This window comes from Kitasatospora sp. NPDC093102, assembly GCF_040683915.1.
Classification (GTDB): domain Bacteria; phylum Actinomycetota; class Actinomycetes; order Streptomycetales; family Streptomycetaceae; genus Kitasatospora.
Genome location: NZ_JBFBFA010000117.1, coordinates 1 through 3680, shown reverse-complemented (window position 1 = coordinate 3680; position 3680 = coordinate 1). Strand labels below are relative to the sequence as shown.

At 66.8% G+C, this 3680-nt stretch carries 2 protein-coding genes and 1 pseudogene; 2 read left to right on the top strand and 1 reads right to left on the bottom strand.

Annotated features, from left to right (window positions below; all coding sequences use genetic code 11):
• Nucleotides 1-165: 165 nt before the first annotated feature.
• Nucleotides 166-870 (top strand): annotated as a pseudogene (locus tag AB0O11_RS39125) (helix-turn-helix domain-containing protein); the annotation flags it as partial.
• 163 nt (nucleotides 871-1033) lie between these two features.
• On the top strand, nucleotides 1034-2203 hold the full coding sequence (locus tag AB0O11_RS39120) for a hypothetical protein (protein ID WP_363397342.1): 1170 nt from the start codon (nucleotides 1034-1036) through the stop codon (nucleotides 2201-2203).
• A gap of 81 nt (nucleotides 2204-2284) precedes the next feature.
• Here AB0O11_RS39120 and AB0O11_RS39115 read toward each other — a convergent pair whose 3' ends face one another.
• On the bottom strand, nucleotides 2285-2728 hold the full coding sequence (locus tag AB0O11_RS39115) for a hypothetical protein (RefSeq protein ID WP_363397340.1): 444 nt from the start codon (nucleotides 2726-2728) through the stop codon (nucleotides 2285-2287).
• Nucleotides 2729-3680 lie beyond the last annotated feature (952 nt).

The following is a 3680-nucleotide window of genomic DNA, read 5'->3' as shown; positions in this document are numbered from 1 at the left end:
GACGAACGCGACGGCCCGACTCTTCCTCGACACCACGGAGTTCATGCCTGACCAGCGGAAACCCACCGGTCACGTGCCGAAAGACAACACCTTCTCAGATGCCGGGCCGACGTTGATACAGGCCCGCCGGAGGCCGCCGTCACGACGCGCGGGCGGCGCCATGCCGGCCTTTCCCAGGAGCGCGCAGCGGCAATGCTCGGGGTGTCCGTCCGGACCTATGGCGACTTCGAGCGAGGCCTGACCCGAGCGGAACCCGACTTTCTGGAGCGTGTGGCCTCTGCGCTGCACATGACCGCCCACCAGCGGCACGCGATGTTTCTCCTGGCCACAGGGCAGGAACCTCCGCAGCCGTTCAGCAACCAGCTCACCTCGGTGCCGGCCTACCAGCTGGCACTCGACTCCAACGTCATACCCGGCTACCTGTCCAACCGTTGCTGGGATATCGAACTGACCAACCAGGCGTTCCGGGACATCTGGGCAGGAACGGAGCGGCCGACTAACGTTCTGCGCTACATCCTGCTCACCGAGACCGCACGCGACACAGTCCTGCTGGACTGGCCGGAAGGTTGGGCGCTGCCCTTCCTGCGCCAGCTGCGCGCAGCGCTGGCTGCTTCGCCCTGGGAACTGGGCCTGGTCGCGCTGCAGCGCGAGCTTGAGGACGCGGCAAGCAGGGACCGGTCACTGCGCGAGCTGATGGAGCGTTCGCTGGACGACGAGTACATTCACCCGAACGGCGAAACACGTATGATCCACCATCCCAAGTGGGGTCCGACCCGGATCACGCTCCTGATGACCCGCCCCCTTGACGCGGCCTCGGGCCACCGGTTCGTCTGGATGGTCCCGCCGAAGCCGGTCGACCAGATGCCCTGAACCGCCTGGCCCGGAACGAATAGGCAGGACCGCGCCTGCAACCGCCAGTCCCCGCTGTGCGTCGTCACCTGAACGACAACGACTGTGTGCGGCACTGTGCTTGGACGCGCCAACGACGGCGCGAGCGATGACGGAACCTACGACAAACGAGGAGAAGCGAATCGTGCCCCGTTCCCCCGCAGTACTGATCGTCGGCCCGACCCGGGACCACGAAGCGGACCTGCGGAGCGTTGCCGAGACCCGTCCGATCACCTTCCACGACCCGGCCTCGCATTGGGGCGGACCCGACACGACCGCACTGACGGCAGGTGCCGACGGCATCGAAGGCAAACTGCCGGCGGGACTGCTGGCGCTCACAGCAGAGGCCCTGCCGCAGGCCGCCGACCTGGCTGAAGCGCTCGGTGTCCGAGGCCCGTCCACGGCATCGGCTGCCGCGTCCGCCGACCGTTCCATCGCGCGGGTCCTGCTCGCGGAAGCGGGACTGCCCACCCTGCGAGGCACCCGCGTCGACTCCCATCAGGATGCGGCCGCTGCGGCGCTGTGGACCGGGTACCCCGTTGTCCTGCGCCCACTTGCGAACCTCGGCCACTACGGCGCGATCCGGGTCGACAAGGCCGAAGACCTCCACACCGCATGGACGTTCGCGCACAACGCAGCCCTCGCCGCAGAGACCACCCCTGGGGCCGTCCTGCTCGAGCAAGCCCCGGACGGCGACCGGATCACTCTTCAGACTGTCACGAGCGGCGGCCGGACCCGGGTGGTCGCCTCGGTCCGGACGGCGTTCACGAACTACCCCCTGTTCCAGCCCTCCTCCCACCTCGTCACTGCGGAGAACGTGGAGCCGGACCTTTCGCAGCTCGCGGCCCGCGCGATCCAGGCCCTCGGCGTAGAGCACGGCGTTGGGCACGTGCACATCGTGATGACCGTGCTCGGCCCGGTCATCACCGACGCAGCGGCCCACCTGCAGGGCGACAGCGTCCCCGAACTCGTGCGACTGGCGACCGGCGTGGACCTGCTCCTGGCCGCCATCCAGACCGCCGCTGGTCAGGACCCCGCCGTCACACCCACCCACAGTGCGAGTGCGGCCGTCGCCCTGATCCGAGCGGGGTCCACCGGTACCGTGACCGGCCAGGCGTTCGACCCCGAGCAGTTGGATGCGTCCTGGCTGGCCAGGCTGACCTGGGAGGCCCACCTGGGCACTTCGGTGGAGGCGCTCCCAGCCTCGGTGCTGGCCCGCTGTGTCGTCACCGGACCCGACCCGGACACATGTCTGGCCAACCTTGCGCAGGCCCGTCGGGCCATTCGGGTGACCATCCAGCCGGACTGCCCATAGACTCACCCAGGGCGGTCCGTAGCCACAGCACCTGGCATCGCAGTTTGACTGCTGTCTGAGCCGTCGAGCGGGTTCAGGCTGTCACCGGAGTACGGAGGCCGCATCGTCGCTCTGGGCCTGGTAGACGGTCACGATCGCAGCGACAGCGTCGACTTCGAGCGGTCCGGTGATCCTCAGCCAGACCAGTTCGGGCAGGTCCTCGGAGCGATCGAGCCGGCCGACCGCCTCGGCGGGCCAGGGCGACGGCAGCTTCGGCAGGTGGATTAGGGAGATCCCGTCGATGAAGATGGGGGCCAGTCCGGGTTCCCACGGGCGGACCGAGTGGAGATTGGACAGCGAGATCACCACATCGGGCTTCCACGGCCCCTCGCGCAGCCACACGTCCAGCGTGTTGTCCTTGCGGTCCTCGGTGGACTCGTTCAACGAGATGCGGTCGATGAAGTAGCTGGAGCAGGATTCCAGCGTCAGTGCCGCATTCGTGCATCGGTTCTTGAAGGCATCGGTTGCCTTGTGTTCGTCGACCACGGCACGAGACTACGGTGAGTGGGACGGTCCACGGGAGCGCTCTTCGAGCACCTGGCTGATGATGTCACCGCCGTGGCAGGCCTCAACCCTGGTCGCCCAGATCGAACTGTTGCGATGCCGACGTCGGTCAAAGTTCGGTGAGACTGATGTTCACTAAACTTTGCCGGGACGGAACACTGACGCCCTGTCATGCATCAACTGAGACCGTCAATGATGTCTTGAGCCAAGCTGCCAACATAGTCCCGAGACCTCACACGACAGACCCACGTCAGAGGGGCAACATCCGCACCACGCAGCCCAGCCGCACCTTCATCGACCGCCTCGAGCTTCACCTCGGCGACCGCCCCTGCCATGCCTTCTCGGAAAGCCGCCGCAGCACCGGTGGATACCAGTCACGGGCACCCAAAGCACGTCTCAGCGTCGCCGATTCTGTGCCTGGCGCAACCGCTCCATGGCCACGCGTTGCGCCTCGACCAGAGTCCTTCTGCGGGGTGCAGCAGCAGGAGCCGCGGTCTTCTGAGGCACGGGTGCCCTGACGAGTGTTGGTCGCTCCAGCCGTGTTCCCGCCAGGTGGTACACCTGGCTCGCTGTGCGCGCCCCCACCGCGACTACCTGCAACATCATTCGGGAATCGGAACCCGGAAGAGCATCCCGCAGGCGATAGACGATCCTCCACCCAGGCGCCCGACCCTCGTTGCGTGTCTCACGATCCGACTCGTTGTGGACGATCACGTAATTCGGCTCTGTCGAAGATCTTGTGATCAGGCTTGAGAGCGTGGTGGCGAACCGGGCAGTGTTCGATGGGGAGCGACGGGGTTGACGCCTCGAATGATCGTTCCTGTCGGCGGGCGCGCATGGGCGAACGGGCCTCTTGGCAGAGATGAGGTTGTCGACCAACTCTCCGCCGCAGGAGGCCCGTTGCTGTCCCAGTTCACCATCCCCGAAGTGTCCG